The sequence below is a fragment of the Polynucleobacter sp. JS-JIR-II-b4 genome (assembly GCF_018687815.1).
Taxonomy (GTDB): domain Bacteria; phylum Pseudomonadota; class Gammaproteobacteria; order Burkholderiales; family Burkholderiaceae; genus Polynucleobacter.
On record NZ_CP061306.1, the window covers coordinates 1,802,535 to 1,827,796 of the forward strand.

General features: G+C 46.1%; 24 protein-coding genes. 18 read left to right on the plus strand and 6 right to left on the minus strand.

The genetic code is table 11. From position 1 onward, the window contains the following. Nucleotides 1-42: 42 nt before the first annotated feature. Nucleotides 43-432, minus strand: a complete 390-nt coding sequence (locus tag ICV90_RS09120) for an OsmC family protein (protein WP_215358626.1) — start codon at nt 430-432, stop codon at nt 43-45. A gap of 48 nt (nt 433-480) precedes the next feature. Further along, nucleotides 481-891 (minus strand): rhodanese-like domain-containing protein, encoded by a 411-nt coding sequence (locus ICV90_RS09125; RefSeq protein ID WP_215358627.1) that lies wholly within the window; start codon nt 889-891, stop codon nt 481-483. Nucleotides 892-949: 58 nt separating this feature from the next. Between ICV90_RS09125 and ICV90_RS09130 the strand changes: the two genes are divergently transcribed. From ICV90_RS09130 to ICV90_RS09170, 9 genes are all read left to right on the plus strand, one after another. Next, entirely contained in the window at nt 950-2,212 is a 1,263-nt protein-coding gene (locus ICV90_RS09130) for a putative Na+/H+ antiporter (protein WP_215358628.1), read from the plus strand. A gap of 66 nt (nt 2,213-2,278) precedes the next feature. Beyond that, a complete protein-coding gene (miaB, locus tag ICV90_RS09135; RefSeq protein WP_215358629.1) occupies nt 2,279-3,628 on the plus strand; it encodes a tRNA (N6-isopentenyl adenosine(37)-C2)-methylthiotransferase MiaB in 1,350 nt (449 codons plus the stop codon). Beyond that, on the plus strand, nt 3,615-4,088 hold the full coding sequence (gene ybeY / locus ICV90_RS09140) for an rRNA maturation RNase YbeY (protein ID WP_215358630.1): 474 nt from the start codon (nt 3,615-3,617) through the stop codon (nt 4,086-4,088). Before miaB ends, ybeY begins: the two co-directional genes overlap by 14 nt. Before the next feature lie 30 nt (nt 4,089-4,118). Further along, nucleotides 4,119-4,958 carry an HlyC/CorC family transporter gene (locus ICV90_RS09145; protein WP_215321026.1) on the plus strand — a complete coding sequence of 280 codons (840 nt, stop codon included), beginning with the start codon at nt 4,119-4,121 and terminating at the stop codon, nt 4,956-4,958. 38 nt (nt 4,959-4,996) lie between these two features. Beyond that, complete coding sequence (gene lnt / locus ICV90_RS09150) at nt 4,997-6,508, plus strand: apolipoprotein N-acyltransferase (RefSeq protein ID WP_215358631.1); 1,512 nt, start codon at nt 4,997-4,999, stop codon at nt 6,506-6,508. A gap of 49 nt (nt 6,509-6,557) precedes the next feature. Further along, a complete protein-coding gene (gene glyQ / locus ICV90_RS09155; protein WP_215358632.1) occupies nt 6,558-7,448 on the plus strand; it encodes a glycine--tRNA ligase subunit alpha in 891 nt (296 codons plus the stop codon). A gap of 27 nt (nt 7,449-7,475) precedes the next feature. Further along, nucleotides 7,476-9,614: a glycine--tRNA ligase subunit beta gene (gene glyS, locus ICV90_RS09160; RefSeq protein ID WP_215358633.1), complete on the plus strand. Its 2,139-nt coding sequence runs from the start codon at nt 7,476-7,478 to the stop codon at nt 9,612-9,614. Beyond that, nucleotides 9,611-10,183 (plus strand): D-glycero-beta-D-manno-heptose 1,7-bisphosphate 7-phosphatase, encoded by a 573-nt coding sequence (gene gmhB / locus ICV90_RS09165; protein WP_215358634.1) that lies wholly within the window; start codon nt 9,611-9,613, stop codon nt 10,181-10,183. Before glyS ends, gmhB begins: the two co-directional genes overlap by 4 nt. 7 nt (nt 10,184-10,190) lie before the next feature. After that, on the plus strand, nt 10,191-10,925 hold the full coding sequence (locus ICV90_RS09170) for a 1-acyl-sn-glycerol-3-phosphate acyltransferase (protein WP_215358635.1): 735 nt from the start codon (nt 10,191-10,193) through the stop codon (nt 10,923-10,925). A 48-nt stretch (nt 10,926-10,973) separates the two neighbouring features. On the opposite strand, the gene rsmA is transcribed toward ICV90_RS09170, so the two are convergent. The 4 genes from rsmA to ICV90_RS09190 are packed head-to-tail and all read right to left on the minus strand — an operon-like array spanning nt 10,974 to nt 16,712. Next, nucleotides 10,974-11,750 carry a 16S rRNA (adenine(1518)-N(6)/adenine(1519)-N(6))-dimethyltransferase RsmA gene (gene rsmA, locus ICV90_RS09175; RefSeq protein ID WP_215358636.1) on the minus strand — a complete coding sequence of 259 codons (777 nt, stop codon included), beginning with the start codon at nt 11,748-11,750 and terminating at the stop codon, nt 10,974-10,976. Nucleotides 11,751-11,753: 3 nt separating this feature from the next. Next, the gene (gene pdxA / locus ICV90_RS09180; RefSeq protein ID WP_215358637.1) at nt 11,754-12,761 is read right to left on the minus strand and encodes a 4-hydroxythreonine-4-phosphate dehydrogenase PdxA; all 1,008 of its coding nucleotides are present in this window, start codon (nt 12,759-12,761) and stop codon (nt 11,754-11,756) included. Further along, entirely contained in the window at nt 12,736-14,181 is a 1,446-nt protein-coding gene (locus ICV90_RS09185) for a peptidylprolyl isomerase (RefSeq protein ID WP_251367721.1), read from the minus strand. Before ICV90_RS09185 ends, pdxA begins: the two co-directional genes overlap by 26 nt. Nucleotides 14,182-14,189: 8 nt before the next feature. Next, complete coding sequence (locus ICV90_RS09190; protein WP_215358639.1) at nt 14,190-16,712, minus strand: LPS-assembly protein LptD; 2,523 nt, start codon at nt 16,710-16,712, stop codon at nt 14,190-14,192. A gap of 33 nt (nt 16,713-16,745) precedes the next feature. Here ICV90_RS09190 and ICV90_RS09195 point away from each other — a divergent pair, with 33 nt between their 5' ends. From ICV90_RS09195 to ruvA, 9 genes are all read left to right on the plus strand, one after another. After that, entirely contained in the window at nt 16,746-17,747 is a 1,002-nt protein-coding gene (locus ICV90_RS09195) for an aminoglycoside phosphotransferase family protein (RefSeq protein ID WP_215358640.1), read from the plus strand. Nucleotides 17,748-17,757: 10 nt separating this feature from the next. After that, nucleotides 17,758-18,474, plus strand: coding sequence for an N-acetylmuramate alpha-1-phosphate uridylyltransferase MurU (gene murU / locus ICV90_RS09200; protein ID WP_215358641.1), 717 nt, complete (start codon nt 17,758-17,760; stop codon nt 18,472-18,474). Next, nucleotides 18,467-19,834, plus strand: coding sequence for an aminopeptidase P N-terminal domain-containing protein (locus ICV90_RS09205; RefSeq protein WP_371743897.1), 1,368 nt, complete (start codon nt 18,467-18,469; stop codon nt 19,832-19,834). The genes murU and ICV90_RS09205 overlap by 8 nt, the downstream gene beginning before the upstream one ends. Beyond that, complete coding sequence (locus ICV90_RS09210) at nt 19,827-21,008, plus strand: FAD-dependent monooxygenase (protein WP_251367722.1); 1,182 nt, start codon at nt 19,827-19,829, stop codon at nt 21,006-21,008. Before ICV90_RS09205 ends, ICV90_RS09210 begins: the two co-directional genes overlap by 8 nt. Before the next feature lie 128 nt (nt 21,009-21,136). Continuing rightward, on the plus strand, nt 21,137-22,153 hold the full coding sequence (gene dusB, locus ICV90_RS09215; protein ID WP_215358643.1) for a tRNA dihydrouridine synthase DusB: 1,017 nt from the start codon (nt 21,137-21,139) through the stop codon (nt 22,151-22,153). A 63-nt stretch (nt 22,154-22,216) separates the two neighbouring features. Further along, nucleotides 22,217-22,456 (plus strand): helix-turn-helix domain-containing protein, encoded by a 240-nt coding sequence (locus ICV90_RS09220; RefSeq protein ID WP_072582732.1) that lies wholly within the window; start codon nt 22,217-22,219, stop codon nt 22,454-22,456. Nucleotides 22,457-22,506: 50 nt separating this feature from the next. After that, nucleotides 22,507-24,087, plus strand: a complete 1,581-nt coding sequence (gene purH, locus ICV90_RS09225; RefSeq protein ID WP_215358644.1) for a bifunctional phosphoribosylaminoimidazolecarboxamide formyltransferase/IMP cyclohydrolase — start codon at nt 22,507-22,509, stop codon at nt 24,085-24,087. A 26-nt stretch (nt 24,088-24,113) separates the two neighbouring features. After that, nucleotides 24,114-24,641, plus strand: coding sequence for a crossover junction endodeoxyribonuclease RuvC (gene ruvC, locus ICV90_RS09230; protein ID WP_215358645.1), 528 nt, complete (start codon nt 24,114-24,116; stop codon nt 24,639-24,641). A gap of 29 nt (nt 24,642-24,670) precedes the next feature. Beyond that, nucleotides 24,671-25,252, plus strand: coding sequence for a Holliday junction branch migration protein RuvA (ruvA, locus tag ICV90_RS09235; protein ID WP_072582729.1), 582 nt, complete (start codon nt 24,671-24,673; stop codon nt 25,250-25,252). Nucleotides 25,253-25,262: the final 10 nt, after the last annotated feature.

A 25,262-nucleotide genomic window follows, 5' to 3' on the forward strand; every position in this document is an offset into this window, starting at 1 on the left:
GCCTATTGAGGCCCGAGTTCAGCAACACAAACCCAGCTCGTATTAATTTACCAGCTGGGTTTTTATTTGAATCTGTCCTGCTAATGCTTTATGGATTGGGCATTTATGTGCAATCTCAAGTAAGCGCTCTTTTTCTTCAGCACTCAAGTTGCCTTGCAACTGAATCTCGCGGGAGAATGTTTCAACATCATCATGCCGCTCGATATCCACAGTTACGATCGCATTGTCTAATTTCATTTCTTTACGCCCAGCGTACATCTTTAAAGTCATTGAGGTGCAGGCTGCCAAAGCAGCGCCAAGATATTCGTGAGGACTTGGGCCAGTATCAGAGCCACCTTTAGAAACTTCTGCATCAGACAAAAAATGTAAATCACCAGCAGTCAATTTCTGCTGAAGAGGGCCTTGGCCAAACTGTGAAACTACTTTTCTCATAAGAATCCTAAAAAAATTATTAACCCGAAGAAATGATCAAGACTGAATTTAACCCGAATGGGATTTGCTTGCTTTTTCTGCAACGGGTAATTGCGCCTTCCTCCAAGCACTAAAGCCGCCTTCTAAGTGACAAATGTTGGGTACGCCCATTCTCTGGAGAGTTTGCGTTGCTAAGGCCGAACGCCAAGCCGAGGCGCAATACAACACCAGCCTCTTGCCTTCGCCAAAGATTGGCTTGTAATAAGGGCTATCTGGGTCAACCCAAAACTCCAACATCCCCCTGGGGGCATGGATCGCATTCGGAATCATGCCCTCACGCTCTAATTCACGAACATCTCGTATATCTACAAACACCACATTTGGATCCACCAGTAAATCTGACGCCTTTTCCACGGATAGAGTCTCAATTTCAGCCATTGCCTCCTGAATGAGTTCTTGATGCCCAATCTTTAATTTCACCAAAATCTCCTAAATTAACAATGTCTTAGTTTCACCAAGCACCTGCTACCATTCTGCTATGAACTTTACCCCCACAGAACTTGGTGCGAGCATTATTTTTGCAATTGCTGTTTTGCATACCTTTTGCACAGGTTATTTTGAAACGATTGCTAAAAAATCTCCTAGGCATGCCGGTCTTTGGCATCTGCTTGGCGAAGTAGAAATTGTTTTTGGTTTTTGGGCTGCCATATTGGTTATTTTTATTTCCTTATATGACGACTTAGGGACTGCTAAGAACTTTCTGAATAAACGTAATTTCACCGAACCACTCTTTGTCTTTGCCATCATGATTGTGGCCGGCACAAAACCCATTCTGTATTTTTCTACGCAAATTTTGCATGTGCTGGCCAATGGCCTGCAATACCTTTTGCGCATCAGAAGTGCTCCTGCCTTATATTTTTTAATCCTAGGCGCTACGCCCCTCCTTGGCTCTTTGATTACCGAACCTGCAGCAATGACTCTGGCTGCTTTTTTATTGCGCGATCTTGTCTATCGTCACCAATGTTCTAAAGCGCTTCTGTTTGGCACGCTTGGCGTGCTCTTTGTGAACATCTCCATTGGAGGCACACTCACCAACTTTGCTGCTCCGCCTGTTCTCATGGTGGCCTCTACCTGGGGATGGAGTTCAGCATTTATGTTTAGCAACTTTGGTCTAGAGTCTTGCATTGCAATCTTCATCAATGCTCTGGCAGCAACTCTTTTATTTCATCGCCAATTAATTGAACCCAATACCGATAAAAGGGAAGTAAAAATTCCTTTAGCGGTCATTTTGACGCACCTGATTTTTTTATTTGGAGTGGTTTTCTTTGCGCATGATCCAATTATTTTCACGTGGATTCTGCTCTTCTTTATTGGTTACACCACAGCATATCCAAAACATCAAAGCCCCCTCATTCTGAAAGAAGCGCTTTTAGTGGGATTCTTCCTGGGTGGCTTAGTAGTATTGGGTGCATTACAAGGATGGTGGCTGCAACCCATTCTTGAAATGATGAGTCCTACCGCAGGCTTTTATGGCAGTCTTGTTTTGACTGCTTTCACTGACAATGCGGCACTCACCTATTTAGGATCATTGGTAACCGGCACCTCACCAGAGTTCAAACTAGCATTAGTGGGTGGAGCAGTTGCTGGTGGCGGCCTCACCGTCATTGCTAATGCTCCCAACCCAGCAGGTATTGCAATCTTGCGTAGCCACTTTCCTGGACATACGGTTTCAGCACTATATCTATTGATGGCAGCTATTCCGCCCACTATCGTGGCAATTTTGGCTTACAGGCTCATATAAGAACAACTTGGGTCTTAGGCAGTAAAATCTGAGCTTCGCCCCCAGCTATAAACCTGAGAACGGCATATGAAAAAGCTCTATATCAAAACCTTTGGCTGTCAAATGAACGAGTACGACTCGGGAAAAATGGCAGACCTCCTACATGCCGATGAAGGCATGGTCATGACGGATCGCCCTGAAGATGCCGACGTGGTTCTTCTCAACACCTGCTCTATTCGCGAAAAAGCGGAAGACAAAGTCTTTTCAGATTTGGGACGGTTACGTGAACTCAAAAAAACGAAGCCCGACTTACTAATTGGCGTTGGTGGCTGCGTTGCCAGCCAAGAAGGCCAACAAATTGTTAGTCGTGCTCCTTACGTCGATGTTGTGTTTGGACCTCAAACACTCCATCGCCTATCCGACCTCATTGCACAGCGTCGCAAAACTGGAGTCTCTCAAGTAGATATCTCTTTCCCCGAAATCGAAAAGTTTGATCATCTTCCTGTATCTCGCCAAACCCGTGGCTCGGCATACGTTTCCATCATGGAAGGTTGCTCCAAGTATTGCAGCTACTGTGTTGTGCCCTATACGCGCGGCGAAGAAGTCTCCAGGCCTTTTGATGATGTGCTGACTGAAGTAGCAGGCCTTGCTAGCAAAGGCGTCAAAGAAATTGTTCTGCTTGGTCAAAACGTAAACGCCTACCTTGGCAAGATGGGCGACACTGAAGAAATCGCTGACTTTGCTCTATTAATTGAATACATTGCTGAAATTCCTGGAGTTGAGCGAATTCGCTTTACTACTAGCCATCCTAAAGAATTTACACAACGACTCATCGACGTCTACGCCAAAGTACCTAAGCTTGTTAGCCACCTGCATCTGCCTGTACAACATGGCTCTGATTCCATGCTCTCAGCGATGAAGCGCGGCTATACAGCCTTAGAGTTCAAGAGCATTATTCGTAAGATGCGCGCTGTTCGTCCCGACCTGACACTGTCGAGTGATTTCATCGTGGGCTTTCCAGGTGAAACTGAGGCTGACTTTGAGAAGCTACTCAAAATGGTTAAGGAGCTGAACTTTGATAACAGCTTTTGTTTTATCTTTAGCCCACGTCCAGGAACGCCTGCGGCAAACCTTCACGATGACACGCCTTACGAGGTAAAACTCAAACGCCTCCAAACTTTATTGGCATTGGTTGAGGGGCAGGCAAATCAAATTAGCCAAAAAATGCTGGGTAATACCGAAAGAGTATTAATTGAGGGTCTTGCTAAGGATGGCGTCAACTTACAAGGTCGCGCTGAAAATAATCGCGTCATTCATTTCACGGCACCCGATCAAGATATTGAAAGTCTCATTGGTCAATTCGTAGACATTCGCATTACGGAAGTTCTGAACTACACCCTCAGAGGCGAGTTGGTAGAAGCCCATGTCAGTCAATAAAAAAAGCATCTCTTCGAAGCTAGCGATTGAGCTGCAATATGCCAGTCCGGCGATTGAGTCTGCTGTAAATAAAGCAGCTTCCTCAACCCTAATCAAAAAATGGGTGAAAAGTGCCACAGCTCTTAGTGGCTTAATCACTCTTCGCTTTGTGAATGCTGCGGAAGGTAAGAAGCTAAATTTCGCTTTTCGTCAAAAAGATTACGCCACCAATGTTTTAACTTTTCCTTACGAGCTTTCAAAAGAAGCTGTAGTAGCGGATATTATTTTTTGCTTACCGGTTCTACAAAAAGAAGCCAAAGAGCAAAGTAAATTACTAAAAGCCCATTTGGCCCATTTAATTGTGCACGGCTGCCTTCATGCTCAAGGCCATGATCACGAGGTAAGCCGGGATGCAAAAAAGATGGAGGCCCTGGAAATCCAAATTCTCCAAAAATTGGGCTTTGCCAACCCCTATTCTTGATTTGCCATATTTCTACGCTATTCTTGCTATATGCCTGACCCCAATAAATCCCTTTTAGATCGCTTGGCTGATTTTTTAACTCCGCAGCCAACGGAACCCAGTGAACGCCGTCAAGAACTGATTGATACCCTTCGGGAAGCTCAGGCCGAGGGATTAATTGATGCGGATGCCCTCTCCATGATTGAGGGTGTTTTTCAAGTAGGGCAGTTATGCGCTCGCGACATCCTTGTGCCTCGCGCTCAAATTGATTGGATTGATATTGGCCAACCTCTATCTGAAATCATTAAGAGCGTTATTGAAGCAGCTCACTCCCGCTTTCCTGTGTTCGAAGGTAGCAGAGATAACGTCATTGGCATTTTGTTAGCAAAAGATTTGTTACGTCACGCCACTGAGAAAGATTTTCAGGTGCGCGACTGGTTACGCCCTGCAGTATTCATTCCAGAATCCAAACGTCTTAGCGTCTTATTGCGAGACTTCAAAGATAACCGCAACCATTTAGCTATCGTAGTTGACGAATATAGCGGCGTTGCCGGCATTATTACCATTGAAGATGTGCTCGAGCAGATCGTTGGCGATATTGAGGATGAGCATGATGTCGACGAGGAAGCGGACAACCTCATCGCTTTAGATAATGGCGACATCCGCGTTAAAGGCATTACCGAGCTTGAGCAATTTAATGAAAGACTTGGCACTCATTTTGAAGTGGAAGATATTGAAACTGTGGCGGGCTTGGTGATTCAGCATTTAGGCCGCGTCCCTAAAATGGGTGAGCTCATTGAAATAGGTGGCATTGAATTTGAAGTACAGCGCGCCGACCCAAGACAAATTCATATTCTGCTTGCACGACAATCCAATAAAAAATCAGACTGAGATTCACATTGTTTGATCAGTACTCCAATCATTCACGCATGAGCAGCAAAATCTTTTCTGTTTGTATTTTGTTTGTATTGGGGGCGACACTTGCCGCTATTGCTGAACTACCTTATGGCGGTTGGCTTCAGATCCCCGTTCTCAGTCTTCTCTGGTGGCGCCTTGATGATCAGCGGTCTACCTCCTTCAAAAAACAATTTCTCTTAGGCCTCTCATTTGGCATTGCTTATTTTGTAGTGGGTCTATGGTGGCTTTATATCAGTCTCCATGATGTTGGTGGAATGAGTGCACCACTTGCTTGCATGGGCGTATTTTTACTTTCGGCTTATGTAGCACTGTATTTCTCATTGGCAACACTGGCTATTCCACTGTTTAAAAAGAATCGCTTATTTGGTCTGCTGTTGGCAGCGAGTTGGGTTCTTGCGGAATTTCTACGGGGCTATATCTTTACTGGATTTCCTTGGATGGGCTTTGCTGAAACCCAGTTCAATGGACCTTTCGCACCTGTCGCCCCCTTCTTTGGCGGACTAGCGTGTACCTTTTTAGCAATCTGGACTTCCTGGGAAATTTACCAAGCTCGCAAGCATGTCGTTTCCAGCATGCTACTTATCTTGACGGTTATTGGGATTTCTCAATGCGCTGGTTTTTTTACCTTTACGAAGCCAGTTGGAGAACCGATTAGCGTTCGCTTAATTCAGGGTAACTTTGAACAAAGTCTGAAATTCAACCCGCAAGCTATTGGCAAGCAAATCGATTTCTACGCTGGAGAAATTACCAAAGAGGCAGCCAATCTCATCATTATTCCTGAGACTGCATTTCCATGGCCACTACCTAATTTACCCATTGGCCTATTGAATTACTTGCAAAACTTTTCTAATACGAGCAGCAGCAACATTTTGCTTGGCTTGATTGGTGAAGTGCCTGGGGAAGGTGGCATGCAGTATTCGAATCGCGCTACTGGACTATCGCCCAATGCATTGCCCTATCAATACGATAAAGCGCACCTCGTTCCCTTTGGAGAATTTATTCCTCTAGGTTTTCAGTGGTTCGTTAAAGCCTTCCATGTGCCCATGAGTGACTTTGCAAGAGGAAAGCTAGATCAGCCTCCCTTTGTGATTGTGCGCAAGGATCAAGAGGATCTTCATGCGGCAATTACGATTTGCTACGAAGATGTCTTTGGCGGCGAACTTGCCTCTCGTATTCAACAAAGCAATCAGCCAGTAAACCTACTGATCAATATGACTAATCTGGCCTGGTTTGGGGATTCTCAAGCATCCACTCAACAACTCAGGCTTTCACAGTTGCGCTCTCTGGAGACTGGGCTTCCCGCCTTGCGTGCCACCAATACCGGAATTACTGCGGTTCTTGGTCCTGATGGCAAAGTACTGAAAGACCTCCCAGAATTTACCCAAACAACCCTCGGTACCCACGTCCAGGCTTATTCTGGAAAAACACCTTATGTCATTTGGGGCAATTTACCGATTTTAGGTATTTCTTGCCTACTGCTGCTCTGGGGCCTGATTCAGCGTAGACGTTTTAGGCATTTTTAACTCTCGAGTGCTCTAGCCATGTAAAATCAAAGGCTTAGCCAGGTTAATCATGCTTACTTTTCAGCAAATCATTCTCAAACTTCAAGATTATTGGGACCAACAAGGTTGTGCCCTATTGCAACCTATCGACCTCGAGGTTGGTGCCGGTACATCGCACACTGCGACCTTCTTGCGCGCCATTGGTCCAGAGCCTTGGAAAGCAGCTTACGTTCAGCCATCCCGCCGACCTAAAGATGGTCGTTATGGCGAGAACCCAAATCGCTTGCAACACTACTATCAATATCAAGTAGTCCTCAAACCAGCGCCTGAAAATATTCTTGATCTTTACTTAGGATCTCTTGCCGCTTTAGGCTTAGACCTTAAAGAGAATGATGTTCGCTTTGTAGAGGATGACTGGGAAAACCCAACACTAGGTGCATGGGGTCTTGGTTGGGAAGTATGGCTCAACGGCATGGAAGTGACACAGTTCACCTACTTCCAACAAGTAGGCGGCTTAGATTGCAAACCCGTTCTTGGCGAGATTACCTATGGCATCGAACGTTTGGCAATGTATATCCAGAACTGCTCTAACGTATACGACTTGGTGTGGGCTGATGGCGTCTCTTATGGTGATGTGTATCACCAGAATGAAGTGGAGCAGTCTTGCTACAACTTCGAACACTCCAATACTGATTTACTCTTTGCCAACTTCACAAACTATGAAAGTGAAGCAAAGCGTTTAATGGAAGTTCCACTGGCACTACCTGCTTACGAAATGGTTCTAAAAGCAGCGCACACTTTTAATTTGCTGGATGCGCGTGGTGCCATCTCGGTTACTGAACGTGCAGCCTATATAGGCCGCATTCGCAACCTTTCTCGCGCAGTGGCTCAAGCCTACTTTGAGTCCAGAGAAAAACTGGGTTTCCCAATGTGTCAACGTCAAGCTAAAGCTCAGGCTTAAGCACATCGAGATTTTTGCCTTCTATTTATGAGCACATCTAATTCAAAACCTCAATCAGCGACTTTATTGATCGAGGTATTTACCGAAGAACTGCCACCTAAAACTCTGCGTCGCTTGGGCGATGCGTTTAGCGAAGGCATCTTTGCAGCACTCAAAACAGCCGGTCTAGCATCTGATGCATCTAAAGCAACTGGCTTCGCCACACCACGCCGTTTAGCCGTTCAAGTCACCAATGTTCTTGATCAAGCTCCCGACTACCCTGTACAGGAAAAATTACTGCCTACCAGTATTGCATTTGACGGTGAAGGTAAAGCAACCCCACCACTACTCAAAAAATTAGGTGCTCTTGGGTACGGAGACATTGATCTCGCCACTTTAGAAAAAGCAGGCGAGGGTAAGAATGAAGCGCTGTACCTCAATGTCATTGCTAAAGGTGCCGCACTTGAGCAAACTGCGCAAGCCGCACTTGAGCAAACATTAAGCAAGCTGCCCATTGCAAAAATGATGCACTACCAAGTACTGCGGAAAGATGGCCAATTGGCCGACGTGCAATTTGCTCGTCCTGCCCACCGCATCATTGCACTACATGGCGCCACTACTTTAAATATCAGTGCTTTAGGTATTGATGCAGCCAATCAAACTGAAGGCCATCGTTTTCTAGCGCCTGGTCTCATCACTATTGCGAATGCAGACCAATACGAGACTGAGCTCCAATCAAAAGCCAAGATTATTCCCAGCTTTAATCAGCGTCGCTCACAAATCGAGACTGCCCTATTAAAAGCAGCTGGCGATGATTTGGTATTGATGCCAGATAGCCTTCTAGATGAAGTAACAGCGCTTGTTGAGTGGCCGGCCATCTATGAATGCCATTTTGATCAAGAGTTCTTAGAAGTGCCTCAAGAATGCTTAATCCTCACAATGCAAACCAATCAAAAGTACTTTGCGTTAACAGATAAGCAGGGAAAATTACGTAATCGTTTCTTGATTGCTTCTAATATCGAAACAAACAAACCAGAGGCCATCATCTCAGGTAATGAGCGTGTTGTACGTCCACGCTTATCAGATGCTCGCTTCTTCTTCCAACAAGATCAAAAGCGCCCATTAGCTTCTCGCGTGGCAGATCTTGGTAAAGTGGTTTATCACAATCAACTAGGCAATCAACTGGATCGCACCAAGCGCGTTCAAGGATTGGCTGTAGGTATCGCTAAAAAATTAGGTGCCGATGAAAAGCTAGCATCCCGCGCCGCTGAAATTGCTAAAACAGACTTACTAACCGATATGGTTGGCGAGTTTCCGGAGTTGCAAGGAATCATGGGGCGCTATTACGCCACTCATGATGGCGAGAATGCTGATGTTGCTAGTGCTTGCAGCGAACACTATATGCCGCGCTTTGCCGGCGATGCCTTGCCACAAACCCAAACTGGCACGATCTTAGCCATTGCCGACAAACTAGAAACATTGGTTGGTATTTGGGGTGTTGGACTTGCTCCTACAGGCGATAAAGACCCGTATGCCCTACGTCGTCATGCCTTAGGTATTTGCCGTTTGCTCTTGGAAAAAAATCTTTCACTCAATTTGCCTGAATTAATTGAGTTGGCTCGTGCGCAGTTTCCCCAAGCGGATGTACAAGAAAAAGCAAAAGCTGCTGATATCTATGCCTTCATTATTGATCGCTTACGCGCCTATTTGCGCGATCAATCAGTTGCTGGTAAAGCGTTTACTAGTGCCGAGATTGATGCCGTTTTAAGTCAAGACCCAGCACAAATTAATGATTTGATCGAGCGCTTGACTGCCTTGCGTGAATTTAATGCCCTAGCAGAAGCCGCTCAACTCGCAGCCGCCAATAAGCGTATCAGCAATATTCTGAAGAAAACCACTACCGCTATTCCTGCAGCGTGTTCAGCCAAATTACTGCAAATTCCTGCAGAGGCAACACTACACAAGGCATTGGAAGCGGTGACTCCTGCACTCAATGCTGCTTATGAAAAACGTCAATTTGTTGAACTCTTAAGAGCGCTAGTTGCTTTGAGTGGGCCAATTGATCAATTCTTTGCAGATGTGATGGTCATGGATCCTAATCCTGAGCTGCGAGACAATCGCCTAGCTCTCCTGCAACAACTTCACCAGAAAATGAATCTCGTTGCCGATCTCGGCAAACTAGCATGAGCACCAGCTCTTCTAAATTAATCATTCTTGATCGCGATGGCGTGATCAATGAAGATCGCGATGATTATGTGAAGTCAGTAGATGAATGGATTCCCCTTCCAGGAAGCTTAGAGGCGATAGCCTTACTCAATCAAGCGGGCTATCAAATTGCTTTAGCAACCAATCAATCAGGTCTCTCCAGAGGCTACTTCACAATTAATGATTTACATGCCATGCATAGCAAAATGGAGACTTTGTTAAAGCCATTAGGCGGTCATATCGACAGTATCTTCTTTTGCCCTCATCAAGATTCACATCAATGTGATTGCCGTAAACCAGCACCAGGCATGATGAAAGAAATTGCATTGCGCTATAAGAGGACTGATAGCACCAAACCACTGACAGGCGTTCCTATAGTAGGGGATTCTTTACGGGATCTTCAAGCTGGAGTAGCCTTAGGAGCTTCACCTCACCTAGTGCTCACAGGCAAGGGTGAAAAGACGCTTACAAAAGGTGGCCTACCTGAAGGCACGCAAATTCATGCTGATCTACTGGCTTTTGCAAATGCACTTTTAGAAAATAAGGATTAGTCCAATCGTGAAATTGATTCGCTCCATCCTTTTTGCCTTATTTTTAGTAATATTCACGCCCATTTGGTCAGTGCTGTGCATGCTAGCCTTTCCATTCCTAAGTCCAGAAAACCGTTACACATTTATTGGGCTCTGGAACAAAATCGTTATCACCCTATTAAAGCCATTGTGCGGCATTCATTATGAAATCCGCGGTATGGAAAACATGCGGGCTGTACTCAATGAGCGGGTCATCATCTTAAGTAAGCACCAGTCCGCTTACGAAACTATTGCGTACATCGCACTACTGCCAAAACAACTTTGCTTTGTCTTTAAGCGTGAACTTCTCTGGATTCCTTTCTTTGGTTGGGCCCTAGCGCTTCTGAAGATGATCCACATTAATCGTTCCAATAAGCAGACAGCAGCCCACTCTGTAGCGACTCAAGGCCGTAAACGCTTAAGTGAAGGCAAATGGATCATGCTCTTTCCGGAAGGCACTAGAACCCCTATTGGATCAACTAAGCCTTACCGCAAAGGTGGAGCACGCCTTGCGAGCGCTACAGATGCACTAGTGATTCCGATCGCGCACAATGCTGGTCGCTGCTGGCCGAAAAATAGCTTTATCAAGGAACCGGGCACAGTCATCTTTTCAATTGGGCCTGCGATTAGCTCAACCAATAAGTCAGCCGAAGAACTTCAACGAGAAGTAGAAGGTTGGATTGAAGCCGAGATGCGCGTGATTGACCCCAGCGCTTATAAATAATTCACAAGAAAGTAGTAATTCAGTGCTGAGTCAGGACTGAATATTGATTTATGAGGCGAGAACTTTAGCCCACTCGATATAGCGGTCAACAGAAATGTCCTGGGCTCTTGCCTTAAGCTCTATCTCCGTCAGACTCAATCTGTCTGAAAAAGCACTCAAGTTAGTCCGCAACATTTTTCTTCTCTGGGAGAAGGCAGCGGCAACTACTTTTTCCAATAAATTCCATTGCGCATCTGTCAATGTGAAATCCCTTCTGGGGATCATCCGTACTACAGCCGAATTCACCTTAGGCTGAGGGTCAAAAGCTTCTGGGGGAACTTCTAACACTAACTCCATATCGTAACGAGCTTGCAGCATGACCGACAGACGACTGAAATCAGAGCTTCCAGCTTTTGCAACCATTCTTTCTACTACTTCTGCTTGCAACATAAATACCTGCTCATCAATTGAGGCTGCGGCAGAAACTAAATGGAACAATAAAGGTGAAGAAATGTTGTAAGGCAGATTGCCAACCACCTTACATAAGCCCTGCTTAGCTGATCTATTCTGAGCCCATGTCAAAAAGTCAAACTTGAGCGCATCACCCTCAATCACCGTAAGACCTTTGAGATTCTTCTCATTCCAAAAAGCCACTAAATCACGGTCAATTTCCAGAAGATCCAAGTGATCAAGATTACTCAGCAAAGGAAGTGTTAGCGCGCCCAGGCCAGGGCCAATCTCAATGACATGCATATCCGCACTAGGATTGATAAGCGCAACAATGGAATAAATAATTCCGTTGTCCTGCAAAAAGTTTTGGCCAAATCGTTTGCGAGCGCGATGCATCAATTAGCCTTGCTTTCGTTGGTTCAGCGCTAACTTATAAGCTAAGCGCAAAGCCTCAAGCATGCTCCCCGAGTCAGCCAACCCTTTGCCAGCAATATCCAAAGCGGTTCCGTGATCCACTGAAGTTCGAATGATCGGCAATCCTAAAGTGACATTAACGCCATTACCAAAGGTAACAAATTTGAACGGTGCGAGCCCTTGATCGTGATACATCGCAATGAAAGCATCCACTTGCGCAACAGATTCTGAATCAAACATCGTATCGCCGGGATAAGGGCCGGAAACATGGATGCCCATCCTCTTGGCTGCTTCAATTGCCGGTGAGATGATTTCAATTTCCTCTCGGCCCAAATAACCAGACTCTCCTGCATGTGGATTTAAACCTGCCATCCGGATGATGGGTTTAGCAATTCCGAATTTCTTCTGCAAATCTTGATTCACGATTTGGATCGTTTCTAATATCAAGTCATAACTCAGAGCTTGCGGAACATTCTTTAAGGGAAGATGGGTTGTGACGAGGGCAACACGCAAGTCTCTGGGTGCCTTGAGCCCCAAAAATCCGATGGGCAAATGCGCGCACAACATCATCACCACACGAGAAACCTGACAACGCTGCGCCAAGTACTCTGTATGCCCTGTAAATGGTGTCCCAGCATCATTAATAATGCTTTTTTGAAGTGGCGCAGTCACCATGGCATCAAAGCGCCCCTGCTGACAACCATCAATCGCCTGATCTAAAAGACTCACCACATACTGAGCATTTTGCGAATTCAAGCTCCCTGAAATGACAGGCGCCCCCAGTGAGATTGATTCAATTTGTAATCGACTAGATAGGTCTGGGCTAAGACCCTTAGGCAATACTAATAGCCGATCATTGCCTAACAAAGTGATTTGAGCATCTGCATGCGCACGTAGAAATTCAAGCGAAGCAGCTAAAGAAACTTCAGGTCCGACACCGGCTGGTTCACCGGTACTTACAACGAGATTAACGGGGTGCGCTACTTGCTTCATCTTCCACGTTCAGAATTTTTACAGTTGCGTTATCACGCAGCTCACGCATCCATTCTTGATAAGCTTGATCAAACTTTTTCTCGCGAATTGCTGCTCGCGCAAATTGACGTTGCTTCTCAACGGTGAGCTGACCTTCGCGACGCTCTAATACCTGAATTAGGTGCCAACCAAATTCTGATTTAACAGGGTTACTAACCTCACCAATTTGCAAGCGATTCATAGCTTGCTCAAATTCAGGAACCAAATCACCAGGACTCATCCAGCCTAGCTCACCTCCGTTTGGCGCCGACCCATCTTCAGAGTATTTTTTTGCAAGTTCTGCAAAATCTGCGGTCTTTGCCCGTATCTGATCACGGTACCCTTGCAAGCGTCTCTCCGCATCTTGATCACTTAAACCGGCACGACTGCGCAATAAAATATGACGCGGGAGGGTTTGTGTAATCGGAATATTTTTCGGAGTAGGTGAACCAGCATCGGGTGCTGCAGCCTGCTGTGGAGGCGCACTTACTCCAGCTGCACGACGATCTAAAACTTTAAGCACATGGTATCCAGCCGGACTTTTTACAACCGAATTGGCAACCTGCCCGCCACCAGTGTTACGAATAGCCTCATAAAATAATTGCGGCAAACGATCAGGAGTGCGATAGCCTAACTCTTGAAACTTAATCTTTGGATTATCTTTTGCAGCCATTGTGCCTAGTTGCAAGAAATCAATATCTCCACGAGCATCCTTCAACAAGTCATCTGCCTTCTTTTTTGCGTCAGCTTGAGCACCCGCTCCTGCGCCAGCATCAACAGGAATAAAAATTTGCGCTACATCTATTTCTTCTAATTCGCCTTTTGCTGCTGGAGCCGATCGTTGCGCCCCACCTGATGTCATGGCTCGAGTACGCTCAGCAATGAAGTTATCTATCTCAGCATCAGATATTTTGAGCTTACCCTCAACCTCTCGCTCTCTATAACGTGTAACGATGACATCATCACGCAACGTCTCCTTATAACGTTCAAATGTACTCCCAGAAGCGATTACCTTGGCTTTAAATTCCGCATAGCTAAGCTTATTTTTGGCAGCAATGTCGCTGATAATTTTATCTAGCTCTTTATTCGTAACCCTGACCCCTTCTTGGTCAGCATTTTGCAATTGAATTTTTTCTAAAATGAGGCGCTCCAGAATTATTTTGCGGACTGATCCATCTTCCGGCAATTTCACACCCTGTTTTTTGAGTGCCGCAATTCGGTCATCAATTTCTTTGCGGGTTACATAACCCGTGTTGACGACTGCAGCTACTCCATCGATATTACGAATTTTGCTTTCTGCCATAGCATTTGCCTTTGCCGAATCCTGAGCAAATGCAACATTTGCGAATAATCCAATGCCAATGAAAATGGCATGAACACTCATTTGTTTAAAACGTTTCATACAAAGCATTATTGATAGTTCTCGTATGTTGAAGGTGGTATAGGCTTAGAGGTAGGCATATATCCAGGAACATTTAACTTCATGATATCAACTGGATTGCTTCCAGCGCTACCAAAGCCCCTAAATTCGACCTGAAAGAGCACCTGGGTGGTGGTTATTTGAGAAGTATTCAAAACTTGAGAATAGGCGCCACGGAAAGTCCAGCAGTCCCTGCTCCACTCCAAAGCCACCAAACTGTTCAAAGTCTTGGTGGTTAAGGCATCATATCCCCAGCGCCCTAAAACAGAAACTTCCCGAGTAATTGGCCACTGCCCAGAAATATTGTATTGATCCGTTGTGGTGGAGGAAGGCACGAATGCTTGGTTATTTTGAATAGATGCTTGTACTGGCGGAGACCAAACGTTACGGTATCCGAAATTTAAACTTCGACCCTGCGTTGGGCGCCAACTTCCGCCAATCGTAGTTTGAACAAATTTATTTAACTGCGTGTTGTATTGGCCAAATACATCTGCACTGAAATTACCAAGTAAGCGGACCGAACCAGAACCCAGAGTATCTGAATAAGTAGTGGGGTTCACAATCGTGCCGTTCAAACCAACTCGCTGTCCAGTGAACTGCTGCTTTTGGGCAACGGTTACAGTGGCACGCTCTGCTCCAGTGCTGGCTTCGATCATACGACTCGTTAAACCAAGTGTGGCTGCATTGTTATCTGCTACACGGTCATTACCAATGAAAGTATTTTCACTAAAGATCTGCGAAACGCCGAAGCCCGCATCTGCGGTATCAAACAAAGGTGTTTGTGATTGATTTTGATAAGGCGTGTAAACATAGAAAGCACGAGGCTCCATAGTTAACAACATATCTCGACCGTAGAAGCCTTTCAATTCGGCAGCATCTCTTTCGAATGCCAACCCAGAATCCAAACTGAATGTAGGAATGGTGAAGCCTTGCGCTACAGGCGCGCCACCAGTTGCAAAAGGAGTTGCGTTATACGTGTTCGACTGAAAACTCATCTTTGGGGTGATGTAATAGCCTGGTGTGATCTGAGGCAACGCCATCGCGCCTTTAACGACTGTTCGATCAGCCTGACTGTAAACACCAGGCGCAGTAGAAGCTAAGTTGCCGCCAATGTTGTATGAGAACCTTGTGTAATCTGTAGAAAACGTGGTTGCCGGCCCAGTAGGTAAAGTAACGTACTTGCCACTGGCATCAGCTGCTGACGTAGTCAGGCGACTGTTATAGGCAGCAGTAATGTTTGGCAATACGTTGTATGGGGCTTGAACTAAGGCGGTTGGGTCCGGCTGCAGAGTTTGAAATGTTAACGCTTTAGCTGACACTACCCAGTTACTCAAACTCCCCGTCAACCCTTTCGTGGTGCCAACCTCTTGACGAAACTGACTAGTAACTGCTCCAGCAATACTCTGCGAGAAATCCGTTGGATATAAATTATCTGAAACACGTGACATATTTGCATAGCCCGACCATGAGCCTGGCATTGGAATTCCACCAGGCGCCACCCCTCCGCTAAATACCTCTCGCTGCTGCCAGTCATAGCGCCAACGGTTGGTTCCTGTCTTATTGTCATGTGCGAGGTAGTCACCGCCTAGAGTGCCGCTGTACTTGCTGTCCAGAAAGCGGTAGTTTGCGCCCATCTGCAAACCGCGATCACTCATGTAACGTGGAAGAATTAATAAGTCCCTATTGGGAGCTATGTTGACGTAATAAGGCTGAGTAATGTCAAGGCCATTATTGGAGTTGTATCCAGCCACCGGCGCCAAGATACCCGAACGACGCTCACTAGAAGTAGGAGCAGTGAAGTAAGGGACGTATGCAATAGGCACATCGAAGAAGCGCATCACGCCATGCGTTCCAACCATTTCTTTTTGCTCATTATCAATTTCTAAAGTACTGGCCGAAAAATACCAGTCCATATTCTGCGGTGTACATGTTGTATATGTTGCTTTATCAAAGACAAAAATATCTGAGTTTTCAATGGTAAGTTTTTTTGCAGACCCATTGCCCCGAGTATCGAGAAACTCGTATGTAGGTGTTTCCATTGCACCTTCACGCGCATCTACTTTAAATTTGGCAGTTGGCCCCTTAAAAGTAGTATTGCCTTTGTTCAACTCAGCATTGCCTACGAGCTCAGCAATATCAGTATCGGGGTCATAAACAATCTCATCCGCTTTAATCACTGCGCCATTGCGTCGCATTTGTGCGCGACCTTTAAGCTTCATTTTTCGATTCACTACACCATCAATTGAATCACTTGAAGTAAAAGTAAGTGCCTTACTATCATCAAGGGGAAGTCCAACTCGCAGTTGATCGTCCAACTTTAAAACGCTAACATTGCCTCGATCAGGCAATAAAACGGTATTGGCATTAGCCTGTGCATTTGGGGGTAATGGAGCAGGCGCTTGAGCACGTCCACAGAGGGCAAATTGAAGCAATGCCACCCCCATCAAAACGCGCAGGGTTACATGCAAAAAAAGAGGGGCGCAAAGGCCGGCGCGACGGCGATAATGACTCATAGATCCAGACCCGCCTTATTATACGAATCGACCATGACTGACTCACGCTTAAACACTATACGTAACTGGCTAAAAGCCCTAGAAGCTAGGTGGCAACTAGATCTCGACTCTTTGGCACCTGCCTCGGCTGATGCCAGCTTTCGGCGCTATTTCCGAATTGAGTCCAAAAAGCCCAATTTTGGGACTTTGATCGTAATGGATGCCCCACCCCAACATGAACCTTTGGATGCCTTCATAAAGGTCGATTTATTACTCTCAGAGGCAGGTTTAAATGTGCCAAAAATCCTAGAGCAAAATCTTGCTGAAGGTTTCTTGCTCTTAAACGATTTAGGCACCAAAACCTACTTAGCTGAACTCAACAATAAGACGGCTGATCATCTTTATAAAGATGCGACCCATGCCCTAGTACTCATGCAATTGGCGAGTAAACCAGATGTATTACCCAATTACGATGAAGCTCTTTTGCAAAGAGAGTTAGATTTACTACCTGAGTGGTATTTAAGGAAGCATCTCAATATTGCACTTAATGAGCAGCAAACAGAACAACTCAAAAAATCTTTTGAACTCATTATTGAAAACAATTTAGCTCAAGCTAAAGTGTATGTTCACCGTGATTATCATTCTCGCAACTTGATGGTGACTGAACAAAATAATCCAGGAGTGATTGACTTTCAGGATGCGGTTTACGGGCCTATTACTTATGATGCCTCTTCACTGTGGCGTGATGCTTACATTGCATGGCCAGAAGAGCGGGTGATTGATTGGGTTATTAAATTTTGGGAAGATGGTCGTAAAGCAGGGCTGCCAATGCCAAGTGATTTTGGACAGTTCTATCGTGATTTTGAATGGATGGGTTTACAACGCCACCTTAAAATCTTGGGCATTTTTGCAAGACTCTTTCATCGTGATGGTAAGGATGGCTACCTCAAGGATATTCCGCTCGTACTGGAGTACGCCATTGCGACAGCGAACCGTTACATTGAACTGAAGCCATTGGCCCGAATTCTGGAATCTACTCGCATAAATCAAGCGTAATTCATAACCCATGAGTCAGCTCAAACCCATACCCTGTTTTTTACTAGCGGCTGGACGCGGTGAGCGCATGCGGCCCCTTACGGATGATTTACCCAAGCCTTTGCTAAGTATTCAAAAAAAATCCTTACTGGAGTGGCATTTGGAAGCGCTGGCAAAGGCAAAAATTCAGGATGTCGTGATTAACCACGCTTGGTTAGGCGAAAAAATTGAGGCCGTTCTAGGTAATGGCCAGCAATTTGGCCTTCACATTCAATACTCCCCGGAAAGCAGCCCCCTGGAAACTGCCGGGGGCATTTGCAAGGCACTGCCCATCATCGAGCCAGAAGACTACTTCTTGGTAATTAATGGGGACGTATTTAGCCCAAACCTACCAATTACCCAGCTTGTGGATACAGCCTCCAAAATGCGCATGGATGCCAACAAGCCTTTGGCCCACTTATTGATGGTCCCAAACCCAGTCCAGCACCCCGAGGGTGACTTTTACCTCCAAGGTACGTCCGTCAGCGATACCAGGCCTGTCGACGCTGAAAAGCTCACCTTTTCGGGAATAGGGATTTATCACAAAGATTTATTTAAAGACCTAGTGTTCGGTGCTCCAGTTAAGCTCGCGCCCCTATTGAGAACTGCAATGGAGCAAAATAAAGTGTCTGGTGAAAAATATCTCGGTCCATGGCACGATGTAGGCACACCACAACGCTTACAAGAGCTTAATGCAGCATATGAATAAAACGAATATTTATCAGCTTCGTAGAAACCAATTAGCAGCACAAATCTTTGCCAAGACTGGCGGAGGCATTGCTGTTATCTCAACAGCCCCTGAGCTTGCTCGCAACCGTGACAGTGAGTTTCCTTATCGTCACGACAGCGACTTTTATTACTTGACGGGTTTCGAAGAGCCGGGCGCAACACTGGTCATGAAGGTTAGTGGCAATGGAAAAAACCTCGAGCTGCAATCCCACTTATTTTGTAGGCCTAAAGATTCTGAACGAGAAATTTGGGATGGCATTCGCCTTGGGCCTGAAGCAGCACCAGACACTTTGGGTATTGACTACGCACACAGTAATCAAGACTTAGATCAAAAACTTGGTGACTTACTGGCCGATCAAGATGCGGTATACATTCGCCTGGCTGAGAGTGCCGAAGCCGATAGACGCCTACGTCACTGGATGAAACAGGTGCGTGGACAAGCGCGTTCTGGAATAAACCCACCGTCAGAATTTCATGATGTTGAAACACTGATTCATGAAATGCGTTTATTTAAAGATGTGCATGAAATTGACATCATGCGTCGCGCTGCGGCCATCTCTGCTCGTGCTCATATCCGCGCCATGCAAATCTGCAAGCCTGGCATGCGTGAATACCAACTCGAAGCTGAGTTACTACATGAATTCCGTAATAGTGGTTCGCAAAGCGTTGCCTATAACAGTATTGTTGCTAGTGGCGCAAACTCTTGCATTCTTCACTATCGCGCAGGCTCAACTGAATTACGTAGCGGCGAACTTTGCCTGATTGATGCGGGATGTGAACTTGATGGCTATGCATCAGATATCACACGCACCTTCCCGGTCAATGGAAAATTTACAGGGCCTCAACGCGCCTTATATGACATCACATTAGCTGCACAAGAAGCTGCGATTGCTCTGACTAAACCTGGCACTACATTTATGCAGCCACATGAGGCGGCACTTAAAGTCCTTACCCAAGGTCTGCTGGATGAAAAGCTTCTCAAACTTTCAGAGCTGGGTTCTTTAGAGAACGCCATTGAAACTGGCGCCTACCGTCGTTTCTATATGCACCGCACGTCGCACTGGCTGGGCATGGATGTTCACGATGTGGGCTCCTACCGTGAAGCTAGCCAAAATTCATCAGGTGAAGAAAAGCCTTGGCGCATTCTCAAGAGTGGCATGGTGATTACGGTAGAGCCAGGCCTCTACATCAGACCTGCCGATGATGTTGATGAAGCCTTTTGGAATATCGGCATTCGCATTGAAGATGACGCCGTCATCAATGATTCTGGGTGTGTGTTGATTTCTCGAGGCGCGCCTGTCAATGCCGATGAAATCGAAGCACTCATGAAGAATGCTTAAGGTCACCCCGATCAAAATGAATTCATCTAGTTGCGATATCTTGATTCAGGGTGGTGGCCCTGTTGGGCTAGCTTGCGCTGCATGGACCTTGCAGAAATTCCCCGAAGCAAAAATGATCTTGCTTGATCGCAACCCCGTAAACGACGACGATCTTGCAAGTGCCGACAGCCGAGGCATTGCCCTCTCACACGGTAGCAAACTCTTACTCAATACGATTAATGCTTGGCCAAAGGAGTTCGCAGAAATTCATCGAGTGCATGTTTCACAAGCGGGCCACTTTGGCCGCGCACTGATGACGCGTGAAGAACTTAAGCAAGATGCGCTAGGGCACATCATTCGTTATCGCGACATTCATATGGCTCTGCGTCACGCCTTGCGGGCCATTCAAGCAAAGAGCCCCAACTTTATTTGGCAGCACATCAATAAAAACGCTGAAGAAAATCACATTCACGCCAAATGCGTTGTGCATGCTGAAGGGGGTTTATTTAAGACCCAAGACTGGGTTGAATCTGGACGTGACTATGGTCAGTCAGCCTTAGTAGGCTTGGTTGAAGTAGAGAATGCAGAGCCCTATCAAGCTTGGGAGCGCTTTACTGCTGAAGGCCCTTTAGCAGTTTTGCCAAGTCACTATGGTGCCAATATTTTGAATCTGGTTTGGTGTGGCTCGCCAGAATCCTCGCAGTATCGTTTACAACTGAGTGAGATAGACTTCTTAGCTGAACTACAAAAAGAATTTGGTTCACGTATTGGACAATTTCTGAAAATTCAAGATCGTCGTTTATATGAACTTGGCTTGAACTATCGCAAAGAGATTACTCATGACAATGAGGTTTGGATTGGTAATGCCGCTCAAACTTTGCACCCAGTAGCGGGCCAAGGTTTGAACTTAGGATTACGAGATGCCTTCTTACTGTCAGAGAAGTTAGTTGAGACATTTTCTGGGGCCGCAGAGAAACAATCTCCAGTAGATGTCCAAAATGCACTTCAGAGTTATGCGCAAAGTCGCAAAGTGGATAGAAAAACCACAATTGGCCTGACGGACTTTATGGCCAGAGTATTTACATCCAATTTGGCTCCAGTTATTGCAGCCCGTGGGTTGGCTTTAAGCGCCCTGCAGTGGCTTCCGCCAATCAAGACAGCCTTAGCTCGCCAGATGATGTTTGGTAGGCGCTAAAGCCCTTAAATCACCCTCAAAATTTAAGCATTCTCCATTTGATCTGTAACAAGCAATCTGCCTAAAAAATAGGCAGATTTGGGTCTGACTGTGCTAAAGTGTCATGCTTTCCGCACACGCCCTTTTAGATGAACATTGGTCCTCACCTCCTCGCAAATAAGTTATTTGTGGCCCCTATGGCTGGGGTAACGGATCGCCCATTTAGACAGCTTTGTAAGAAGTTGGGTGCGGGATATGCGGTTTCTGAAATGGTGGCCTCAAATGCCCTGCTTTGGAAAAGTGAAAAAACGCAACGCCGCGCCAATCATGTTGGCGAATTCAAACCGATTGCCGTTCAAATTGCTGGTGCTGATCCAGCAATGATGGCGGCAGCGGCAAAAATCAACGTAGATCACGGCGCCCAGATTATCGATATCAATATGGGGTGTCCCGCAAAGAAAGTATGCAATGTTGCCGCTGGTTCCGCCCTATTGCGTGATGAGCCTTTGGTCCAGCAAATTCTAGAAGCAGTTGTGAATGCCGTTGGTATCGGACCAGATGCAGTACCAGTGACTTTGAAAATTCGTACGGGCTGGGATCGAGAACATAAGAATGCTATTGAGATAGCGCGTCTTGCAGAAAAATCCGGCATCTCCATGCTGACGGTCCATGGCCGTACGAGAGCAGACCTGTATCACGGTGAAGCAGAGTACGAAACGATTACCGCAGTCAAAAATAGTGTGGGCATTCCAGTAGTGGCTAATGGTGATATCACCAGCCCAGAAAAGGCAGAGCAAGTTTTAAAGCTCACTGGTGCCGATGCCATCATGATTGGACGAGCCGCTCAAGGCCGCCCTTGGATCTTCCGTGAGATCAACCACTATCTTGAAACTGGCGGCAAGCTTCCGACTCCTGAGATCAATGAAATTCAGGGCATCATGAATGCACACCTCTTAGACCACTACGAATTTTATGGTGAGCATATTGGCCTACGCACTGCTCGTAAGCATATTAGCTGGTACTGCAAAGGGCTGCGTGACTCTCATGCATTTCGCCAACGCATGAATACTGCCGACGACTGCAAAACCCAACTCCAAATGGTCAATGATTATTTTGACGAGATGAAATCCCATTCTGACCGCTTGTTATTTTTGGAAGCGGCATAACTCTAACTGAGTTTAGTTTCTTTATTTATTTTTATTTTTTTGTTTTTGCATTGATAGATTGTTATGACCAATAAGCACCCGATTACCGAATGTATTGAAACCCAATTGCAGGGTTACCTGAATGACCTCAAGGGAACTGCACCGACTGATATCTATGACATGGTATTGGCTGTTGTTGAAAAACCAATGTTGGAATTAGTAATGCAGCATGCCAAGCAAAATCAATCATTGGCAGCGCAGTATCTGGGCATTAATCGCAACACCCTGCACAAGAAGTTGGTTGAACATCAACTTCTGAAGTAACCGCAAACTTTACTAATAACAAGCCATTTTTAAATTAAGCTCCGAAAACTATGATCCGTACAGCCCTACTCTCCGTCTCCGATAAAAATGGCATTGTGCCTTTTGCTAAAGCCCTCCATGAACAAGGTATTAAGCTTATTTCTACAGGTGGCACCGCAAAACTCTTGGCAGAAAACAATCTACCTGTTGTCGAAGTTTCTTCTTTAACGAAATTTCCGGAGATGCTGGATGGTCGAGTCAAGACCCTCCACCCGATGGTTCATGGCGGCTTATTAGCTCGTAGAGATTTCCCAGAACATATGGCAGCCTTGAAAGAGCACGGCATCGACACCATTGACATGCTCGTCATTAATCTTTACCCCTTCAATGAGACTGTTGCTAAGGAAAGCTGCTCATTCGAAGATGCCGTTGAAAACATTGATATCGGCGGCCCAGCGATGTTACGTGCAGCAGCTAAAAATCACCAAGATGTCACTGTATTGATCTCACCGGAAGATTACGCTCCCGTCTTAGCCGAAATGAAAGCCAATCAGAATGCCGTGTCTTACAAGACCAACTTGGCATTGGCTAAAAAAGTTTTTGCTCATACCGCCCAATATGATGGTGCGATTGCCAACTATCTCTCAGCATTAGGCGATGATCTCGATCACAAAGCACGTTCTGCCTACCCAGAAACTTTGCACCTTGCCTTTGAAAAGGTCCAAGAGATGCGTTACGGTGAGAACCCACATCAGTCTGCAGCGTTTTACAAAGATATTTACCCTGTCGATGGCGCGCTAGCCAATTACAAGCAGTTGCAAGGGAAAGAACTTTCTTATAACAATATTGCCGATGCAGATTCTGCCTGGGAATGCGTTAAGAGTTTTAATGGCAATGCCGGTGGCGCTGCAGCTTGCGTCATCATCAAGCATGCCAACCCTTGTGGCGTAGCTGTTGGTGCTTCAGCCCTTGAGGCCTATCAAAAAGCCTTCAAAACCGATCCAAGCTCTGCCTTTGGCGGCATTATTGCCTTTAACGTGCCTTGCGATGGCACTGCAGCTGAAGCCATCTCCAAGCAATTTGTGGAAGTATTGATTGCGCCTAGCTTTAGTGATGAAGCCAAAGCGATCTTTGCTGCAAAACAAAATGTACGCCTGCTGGAAATCCCATTAGGGACTGCATTCAATACCTTTGATTTCAAACGCGTTGGTGGTGGCTTGCTCGTGCAGTCTCCTGATGCCAAGAACGTTCTCGAAAGTGAAATGCGCGTTGTCAGCAAACGTCTACCAACCCCCAGCGAGATGCACGACATGATGTTTGCATGGCGTGTCGCTAAGTTTGTGAAGTCTAATGCGATTGTGTATTGCGCCAACGGCATGACCCTGGGTATTGGCGCAGGCCAAATGAGCCGCGTAGACTCTGCGCGCATGGCAAGCATTAAGGCTGAGAACGCTGGCTTAAGTCTTAAAGGTTCTGCGGTAGCAAGCGATGCCTTCTTCCCATTCCGTGACGGCTTAGATGTCGTTGTGAATGGTGGCGCCAGCTGCGCAATTCAGCCTGGTGGCAGCATGCGTGATGATGAAATCATTGCGGCAGCAAATGAGCATGGTATTGCCATGATCTTTACTGGCACACGTCACTTCCGTCACTAAGAAAACAAGAAGTCATAAACAAACTCATGCGCTGGATTGGAATCGACCCAGGTTTACGGACTACCGGTTTTGGAGTCATCGATGTCGATGGCCAAAAACTGACCTACGTAGCCTCGGGGACGATTGAAAGTGGCGATCCAGCTAAAGGCCTGCCTGAACGCTTAGGCACCCTCTATGCCGGTGTTAAGGAAGTTCTAGAGACCTATCGGCCAGAGTCTGCTGCAATCGAAGAAGTCTTCTTAAACGTTAACCCTCGTTCCACGCTCATGTTGGGTCAGGCACGCGGCGCTGTTATTGCCGCTCTCGTTTCAGAAAAACTCCCAGTAGCTGAGTACAGCGCCTTAAGAGTCAAGCAGTCCATTGTTGGCACTGGCAGAGCAACTAAGCCTCAGGTCCAAGAAATGGTGAAGCGTCTCCTGAAACTCAATCGCGCCCCGGGTACTGATGCCTCTGATGCGCTGGGTGTTGCCATTTGTGCTGCCCATCATGCGCAAATACCAAAAGCCATAACTGCAGCCACTGCTGCCTTAGCTCCCAAAAAACGTAGCAAGTAAAAATACACATCACAGGTTAAGATCTCTACATGATTGGTCGCATTCAAGGTACCCTCGTTTCAGTTCACCCTCCTCGCCTTTTGGTCGATTGCCAAGGTATTGGTTATGAGGTTGACGTGCCCATGAGTACGTTGTATCAATTGCCCCAGGCTGGTCAAAAAATTACCCTATTGACACATTTTCAAGTTCGCGAAGATGCGCAGCAACTTTTTGGCTTTGCTACTGAAACTGAGCGTGAAGCATTTAGACAGCTCATCAAGATTAGTGGCGTCGGCTCACGCACAGCACTCGCAGTTCTTTCCGGCATGAGTGTTAATGAACTAGCCCAAGCCATTGCACTTCAAGAAGCTGGGCGCCTCACTCAGGTGCCTGGTATCGGCAAGAAAACTGCTGAGCGTCTCTGCCTAGAGCTCAAAGGCAAGCTAGCTCCAGACTTAGGCATTACAGGTGACAAACCTCAGGCAATTGAGGCTAGCAGTGAAGTGTTACAAGCCCTCCTTGCTCTGGGCTATTCAGAAAAAGAAGCACTTTTGGCACTCAAGCAAATCCCACCCGATACCAGTGTTTCCGATGGCATTCGAATGGGCTTGAAGTATCTATCTAAAGCCTAATAGCCAAACA

Bases quoted from the DNA above. Each gene is read 5' to 3' on its own strand.
- glyS (WP_215358633.1), top strand. From the start codon at position 7,476: ATGAGCACATCTAATTCAAAACCTCAATCAGCGACTTTATTGATCGAG.
- purH (WP_215358644.1), top strand. From the start codon at position 22,507: ATGATCCGTACAGCCCTACTCTCCGTCTCCGATAAAAATGGCATTGTG.
- gmhB (WP_215358634.1), top strand. From the start codon at position 9,611: ATGAGCACCAGCTCTTCTAAATTAATCATTCTTGATCGCGATGGCGTG.
- miaB (WP_215358629.1), top strand. From the start codon at position 2,279: ATGAAAAAGCTCTATATCAAAACCTTTGGCTGTCAAATGAACGAGTAC.
- murU (WP_215358641.1), top strand. From the start codon at position 17,758: ATGAGTCAGCTCAAACCCATACCCTGTTTTTTACTAGCGGCTGGACGC.
- ICV90_RS09205 (WP_371743897.1), top strand. From the start codon at position 18,467: ATGAATAAAACGAATATTTATCAGCTTCGTAGAAACCAATTAGCAGCA.
- ICV90_RS09220 (WP_072582732.1), top strand. From the start codon at position 22,217: ATGACCAATAAGCACCCGATTACCGAATGTATTGAAACCCAATTGCAG.
- ICV90_RS09190 (WP_215358639.1), bottom strand. From the start codon at position 16,712: ATGAGTCATTATCGCCGTCGCGCCGGCCTTTGCGCCCCTCTTTTTTTG.
- dusB (WP_215358643.1), top strand. From the start codon at position 21,137: ATGAACATTGGTCCTCACCTCCTCGCAAATAAGTTATTTGTGGCCCCT.
- rsmA (WP_215358636.1), bottom strand. From the start codon at position 11,750: ATGCATCGCGCTCGCAAACGATTTGGCCAAAACTTTTTGCAGGACAAC.
- ybeY (WP_215358630.1), top strand. From the start codon at position 3,615: ATGTCAGTCAATAAAAAAAGCATCTCTTCGAAGCTAGCGATTGAGCTG.
- pdxA (WP_215358637.1), bottom strand. From the start codon at position 12,761: ATGAAGCAAGTAGCGCACCCCGTTAATCTCGTTGTAAGTACCGGTGAA.
- ruvA (WP_072582729.1), top strand. From the start codon at position 24,671: ATGATTGGTCGCATTCAAGGTACCCTCGTTTCAGTTCACCCTCCTCGC.
- ICV90_RS09145 (WP_215321026.1), top strand. From the start codon at position 4,119: ATGCCTGACCCCAATAAATCCCTTTTAGATCGCTTGGCTGATTTTTTA.
- ICV90_RS09210 (WP_251367722.1), top strand. From the start codon at position 19,827: ATGCTTAAGGTCACCCCGATCAAAATGAATTCATCTAGTTGCGATATC.
- glyQ (WP_215358632.1), top strand. From the start codon at position 6,558: ATGCTTACTTTTCAGCAAATCATTCTCAAACTTCAAGATTATTGGGAC.
- lnt (WP_215358631.1), top strand. From the start codon at position 4,997: ATGAGCAGCAAAATCTTTTCTGTTTGTATTTTGTTTGTATTGGGGGCG.
- ICV90_RS09185 (WP_251367721.1), bottom strand. From the start codon at position 14,181: ATGAAACGTTTTAAACAAATGAGTGTTCATGCCATTTTCATTGGCATT.
- ICV90_RS09130 (WP_215358628.1), top strand. From the start codon at position 950: ATGAACTTTACCCCCACAGAACTTGGTGCGAGCATTATTTTTGCAATT.
- ICV90_RS09120 (WP_215358626.1), bottom strand. From the start codon at position 432: ATGAGAAAAGTAGTTTCACAGTTTGGCCAAGGCCCTCTTCAGCAGAAA.
- ruvC (WP_215358645.1), top strand. From the start codon at position 24,114: ATGCGCTGGATTGGAATCGACCCAGGTTTACGGACTACCGGTTTTGGA.
- ICV90_RS09195 (WP_215358640.1), top strand. From the start codon at position 16,746: ATGACTGACTCACGCTTAAACACTATACGTAACTGGCTAAAAGCCCTA.